We start from the raw sequence: 5476 nt of genomic DNA, 5'->3' as shown, positions 1-5476 counted from the left end.
CTGGCCGACGCCATCCGCTATGCGCTCTCACGCTGGGAGGGCCTGACGCGCTTTATCGATGATGGCCGTATCGAGCTCGACAACAACGCCGTAGAGCGCTCGATCCGTCCGATCACGCTCAACCGGAAAAATGCGCTGTTCGCAGGCTCCGACGGTGGTGCCGAGCACTGGGCTATCATCGCCTCCCTGGTCGAAACCTGTAAGCTGAACGATGTCGATCCGCTTGCCTACTTGACCGACGCGCTCACCAGGATCGTCAACGGTCATCCGAATAACGAGATCGATCACCTGCTGCCGTGGGCCTATTGCCGTCACGACCTCAAAGCTGTGGCCTGAAAACAGCGCTTACGCTGCTGTTCGGGCTCACGCCAAAGAAGTACCAATCGGGAGAAGAAGACGTCACAGGCGGCTCACGCTGGCTGGCGATGAGATGGTGCACAGGGTGTTGTATGAAGCCGCCAACGTTCTGCTATCGCGCATCACGCGGTTCTCAAAACTCAAGCGCTGGGGGATGGACGTCGCCAAGCGGCGAGGCTCGAAGCGCGCAAAAGTTGCCCTGGCACGCAAGCTCGCAGTGATCCTGCATCGCATCTGGGTCGACGGCACAACTTATCGATGAGCAGGAGCGGATCCGATCCGCAACATAGAAGACGTGGAGGAGATCAAGAACGCAACCGGGCTGAACTGAGCCCTGTGCCCGAAGTCCCGTGCCGGGACGGTGGATCCGGTGAAGCCGTTACACGGCCAGTGGTCGTCGCCTGACGAACCACGCGTATCTAGATAGGCTCACCGCTCCCTCTGACAGCATGATGTGGCGGCCAGGCCTTGACCACGGACAGAAGCATGAGCTCGGCGGCGTGACGTTCACTCGGGAGGCTACATCGTCGGGCCCATTACAGAAGGCCGTGTACCCCATAAAACCGGCGGCGTCATGCGACGAAGGTTACGTCTGCTTTGACCCTATGGTGACCAGGTTCGTGCGGCAGCGCAGCCAGGTCGTGATGGTCCGGAACCAGAAGAGGTTATCAAGGCCCTCGTTGGTCCTACAGGGGCAAACGTCGATTCCTGGCGGACACGAACCGAGCTATTTCTGCCAGTGAGCTAGGAGTACGCCCGAGATTTCCTTGGCGCGCTCGACGATGGCCCAGTGACCCGCATTGCGTTCTACAAGAAGATTCGCGCCATGCCTCGTCGCAAAGCGTCGGGCCACCGACACCGGCACATAAGGGTCCTTCGCTCCCCAAATCAACAGCCCCCGCTTGGGTAGGGCTTCGAGCCGGTTAACCCAGTCTCCCTCAAATCGGAGCGCGTTGGCTGACCTATAAAGTGCGAGGATGGATCTGCGCATGTTTGCGCTCCATGCAGCCGCTTCGTGCCTCGCAATATCAGGTGGAAGCGCGCTCTGACGTAAAATGATTTCTATCATCTTTCTTGGTGAAGCGGCTATCGCAATTTCGCCTAGGAGCGGTGTATTCCAGATATGAGCAACAAAGTGGCCACCATAATCCGGGTCGATCGCCGCTCCCGATATCGCCCATGAGTTGATCAAGTCCGGGCGCAGTGAAGCAGCCCTTAACGTCAACAATGCACCCCAATCATGTCCGAAGATATCAAGCGGGCCGTAGGTGGCGTATTGATCCTGCAGCAGATCAACCAACCATTTCGCGTATTCGTCCTTGGTGCTGCCGAATCCCGCGGGCGGCGGGGCGCAAAAGCCGGGCAGACTGGGTGCCAGCGCGTGCGCACCAAGCTGCTCGATCAAAGCACTCCAAATGAATGGCGTGTCAGGCACCCCGTGCACAAGAATTCGATGGGTCATCGGCGGGTCGTCCTTCGTTGTCTCTGAACGGAAGTCTGCACTTTGAGGGCAATCCGTAAACGCCTGGCAAGCAACCGAATGTCGTTTGGGTCATTTTCAACGGTTTCAGCGGGGCGTCGGCAAGCTGATGTTCGCTTCTGACCGAAAGTGCCGAGCCGGGGCCACGCCAGAAATGTTGCGCCTGGCGAGACCCCTGTGACTCAAACTCCTAAAACTTGGGGCTCGAATCATGCGCTATGAACTCGCCGACTATGAATGGACTGCCATAAGGCCGATGCTGCCGAACAAGCCGCGTGGCGTTCCTCGAGTGAACGACTGCCGCGTCCTCAATGGTATATTTGGGGCTTGCGATCTGGAGCACCTTGGCGCGATCTGCCCGAGGCGTTTGGGCCGTACACCACTTGATACAACCCGCTTCGTCCGCTGGCGGCGGGCTGGTGTCTGGGGCCGTATCATAGACGCATTTGCCGCTGCCCATGATGCCGCTGTCCAGATGATCGACACCGCGATTGTCCGCGTGCATCAGCACGGCGCCTGCATCACAAAGAATCGGCGCCAATTGATGGGAAGATCACGCGGCGGCTTGACGAGCAAAATTCATGCGTTGGTCGATAGCAATGGCCTGCCGGTACGGCTGGCATTGAGCCCCGGCGGGGCCCATGACGTTCGACTTGCCGGGAAATTGCTGTCTCGTCTGAAATCGGGGTCGATGCTGCTTGCCGATCGTGGCTATGACGCCGACTGAATTGGAGAGCTTGCCACGAAGAAGTGCGCGTGGGCCAACATCCCGCCGAAAACAAATCGTAACGATCCGATCTGCTTCAGCCCTTATCTCTATCGCGCTCGCAACCGGGTCGAACGGGTCTTCAACAGAATCAAACAATGTCGTCGTCGGAATGGCTTGCGGCCGATCTGCCGAGGTAACTGACAGTGGCCAATCTCAAGCGCTCAGGCTGGTTCAGATGGCCGCTACCCAGATCGTATAGTCTGGTGTATCGAACGACCCGCGCGAGATAGCGGCAGGTCGAGAACGTCCACGTCCCTGCCGCCGGCAGCTTCAAGTAAGCCCGTGATGATGACCGACAGCGCTGCCCTGCCGCTCTAATCCGGGGCGATACCACGGTCTGAATATAGTAAACACGGGCTTGCTGACGCCGCTGCCGATGACGGCGCCGCCAAGGTCGATCATGTGAAGTGAGATTTTGTTTTCTCGACATCACTCATCGACAAGCCGCCGGAATGCATAGGTATATTCGAGGGCCACCCGGCGTGCATCTTCAATGAGATTGGCGGCGGCACTATGCCCCCCGTCGAGGTTCTCATAGTAAAAATAGGGCTGGCCTAGCTCAGCGAGCCTTGCGGCTGTCTTACGGCCGTGGGCCGGATGCACGCGGTCGTCCTTGGTGGAGGTGAGAATGAAGGGGGTCGGGTAGGTCTTGGCCGGCACCAACTTCTAATAGGGCGAGTAGGCCTCGAGCCACTCGCGCTGTTCGGGAATGGCGGGATCGCCATACTCGCCGGTCCAGGAGGCCCCGGCGGCCAGCTTGGTGAACCGAACCATGTCGAACAGCGGCACCTCCACCATGGCGGCATCGAAGAGGTCGGGTCGTTGGGTGAATGCGGTCCCCACCAGCAGGCCTTCCTGGCTGCCGCCGGCTACGCCCAGGCGGCGCGGAGAGGTGATCTTCCGTCGGATCAGGTCCTCCGCAACGGCGATAAAATCATCCCATGTGCGCTGCTTTGTTGCCCCCTGAGCGGCCTCGTGCCATCGCGGCCCGTACTCGCCGCCGCCGCGCAGGTTCGCGACGACATATGCATTGCCCTGCTCGAGCCAGAGCCGTCCCATAACCCCCGCATAAGACGGCAGGAGCGGAATCTGAAACCATGCCATAGCCATAAAGAATGGTTGGAGTCGATCCGTCAAACCTCGCGCTCTTGGGCCGCACCACAAAGAAAGGAATGCGGGTGCCGTATCGCGAAGTTGCCTCGAACTGCTCCACGACAAGTCTAGACGCGTTGAACCTAGGAGGCATCGACTTCAGTATGTCGAGGCTTCGGTCGCGGCGTCGAAGTACCAGAGCGACGTCGGCCTGAGAAAGCTGGAGACGGTGAACATCACCTCGTCCTTTCATTCGATGCGGCAGGTAGACCGACACTCGCATTCTCCGGAAGCGGGATCGGCGTGGCCCGTTAGGTGCCCTGATCATACTTGTAGACGAACGCCTTGCTCTGAACCTTGTCGAGGGTCGTCAGGATCAACAAATTCCTGGTGGCGCTGAACCCGCTGAGCGCCTGCCGAGGCCCGGGCTGGAAGACGAGCGACGGTCTGGCACGCAGCGGATCCTGCTTCCATTCGGCCAGGTCATACGAGATGATCGAGCCGGCTGCGAACCGGGTGCCGCCGGACGGCGTCCACTCCTCGTCGAGCGTCACGAGCAGGCGGCCACTGTCGATGCCACCGATGGTCGCCTTCTTTGGCAGGTTGAGCTTGATCGGCCCCTTGGGCCCGAAGAGCACATACTCATACTCGAACGTGCTGATAGTGCGCACCGCGCCGGTCGCATGGACCATGCCTGCACTGTCGCGCAGCGCGAATGGCACCGTCCCGTCATCGGTCGGTTCGCCGCGAAAGACCTCGCGCGCTTCAACGAGCGGCTGAGCGCGCTTGAGCTCCTTCACGACGAAAGGGTAGCCGGCCTGCGTCGTGGTCCCTTCGCCCCAATCGCGTGCAATCAGGATCGTGTCGCCGTCGATCCAGCTGACGCCCTGCTTTCCCTCCGGAAGGTCGAAGCCGGTCGTGACGAAGGCTTGGGCGTCCGCGTCGAACTCGCGCACGAACACGGCGTCCTTGCCGCCCTCGGAAAATTTGAGCAGGCACAGGCGCTCTTCGGGCGGCAGGCAGCTACCCCCTTCAAAGACCCAATTCTTCTTCTCCGCGGCAGCCAGCGCGTCCAAGTCGAGGATGGTGTCCCATCGCGGGTCCTGGGCGCGATAGCTCTCAAACGTGGTACGTCGCCGGACGCCGCGCACGTGATTCTCGTCCTGCCAGAAATTGTCGAGACCGCGCCGTCCGAAGGAAACGTACGGAATCCGATCCTTGGCCTGGAGGATGGTGAGCCCCTCTTGATAGAAGCGCTGATAGCGGGGATCCGATTGGAGCGCGCCGAGCGTCTTGTCGTTCTCGGCGCGAGCCCAAGCCAATGCGCGCGGCCCTTCGATCTCCTCGAGCCAAAGGAAAGGATCGTCCGCCTGCATCGCAGCCGGCAGCTTCTGGGGCAGTGCCGCGGACATCAAACAGGTCATGGAGAGCGACGCGGCGAGGAGGAGCGACTTTTTCATGGGAGTTGTCCTGGACTGGGTCGGCGGGCCGGGCTCGCCGCGTCTTGCGAGGTAGGCGGAAGCAGACGGAATATGTGCATTCGGTTTCGAAGAGCGGATATGTGGGGAACCGCGCCCGCTGGTGCCCCGAACGAAGCAAGCAGCGTGCCGCTTGAAAATTGGAGGTTCTCCAGTCGCTTTCTACTTTGTGTCAGCGTTAACTTGGGGACGTTGGTCTCAAAGCTGACAATCGCGCTATGAGCAACGACCGTACGTTGCGCAGCAGGTTGCGCAGCAGAAAGCCGCCTTTTGCGCTAAGCATGAGAAGGCGACCCTTGT

4 protein-coding genes and 2 pseudogenes are annotated in these 5476 nt (G+C 60.2%); 3 read left to right on the top strand and 3 right to left on the bottom strand.

Annotated elements, in window-relative coordinates; genetic code table 11:
• A partial coding sequence (locus tag K359_RS0146715) for a transposase (protein ID WP_156929108.1) occupies positions 1-336 on the top strand: 336 nt, incomplete at its 5' end.
• A 20-nt stretch (positions 337-356) separates the two neighbouring features.
• Positions 357-619: pseudogene (locus K359_RS60565) on the top strand (transposase); the annotation flags it as partial.
• A gap of 465 nt (positions 620-1084) precedes the next feature.
• Here the strand turns inward: K359_RS60565 and K359_RS0146705 are convergent.
• Positions 1085-1819 (bottom strand): alpha/beta fold hydrolase, encoded by a 735-nt coding sequence (locus tag K359_RS0146705; RefSeq protein ID WP_029085116.1) that lies wholly within the window; start codon positions 1817-1819, stop codon positions 1085-1087.
• Between the two features lie 229 nt (positions 1820-2048).
• Between K359_RS0146705 and K359_RS60560 the strand changes: the two genes are divergently transcribed.
• Entirely contained in the window at positions 2049-2564 is a 516-nt protein-coding gene (locus tag K359_RS60560) for an IS5 family transposase (protein ID WP_224496554.1), read from the top strand.
• Between the two features lie 471 nt (positions 2565-3035).
• Here K359_RS60560 and K359_RS65510 read toward each other — a convergent pair.
• Positions 3036-3665, bottom strand: a pseudogene (locus K359_RS65510) (prolyl oligopeptidase family serine peptidase).
• Positions 3666-4009: 344 nt separating this feature from the next.
• Positions 4010-5158 (bottom strand): hypothetical protein, encoded by a 1149-nt coding sequence (locus K359_RS65505; protein ID WP_245284948.1) that lies wholly within the window; start codon positions 5156-5158, stop codon positions 4010-4012.
• Between the last annotated feature and the right edge of the window lie 318 nt (positions 5159-5476).

Source organism: Bradyrhizobium sp. th-b2 (genome assembly GCF_000426785.1).
Lineage (GTDB): Bacteria > Pseudomonadota > Alphaproteobacteria > Rhizobiales > Xanthobacteraceae > Bradyrhizobium > Bradyrhizobium septentrionale.
The sequence above is the reverse complement of the archived record's forward strand: the minus strand, read 5'-3'. Positions and strand labels throughout refer to the sequence as shown.

What these genes read in the sequence shown, in the direction of transcription:
- K359_RS60560 (WP_224496554.1), top strand. Translation starts at nt 2,049, where the DNA reads ATGCGCTATGAACTCGCCGACTATGAATGGACTGCCATAAGGCCGATG.
- K359_RS65505 (WP_245284948.1), bottom strand. Translation starts at nt 5,158, where the DNA reads ATGAAAAAGTCGCTCCTCCTCGCCGCGTCGCTCTCCATGACCTGTTTG.
- K359_RS0146705 (WP_029085116.1), bottom strand. Translation starts at nt 1,819, where the DNA reads ATGACCCATCGAATTCTTGTGCACGGGGTGCCTGACACGCCATTCATT.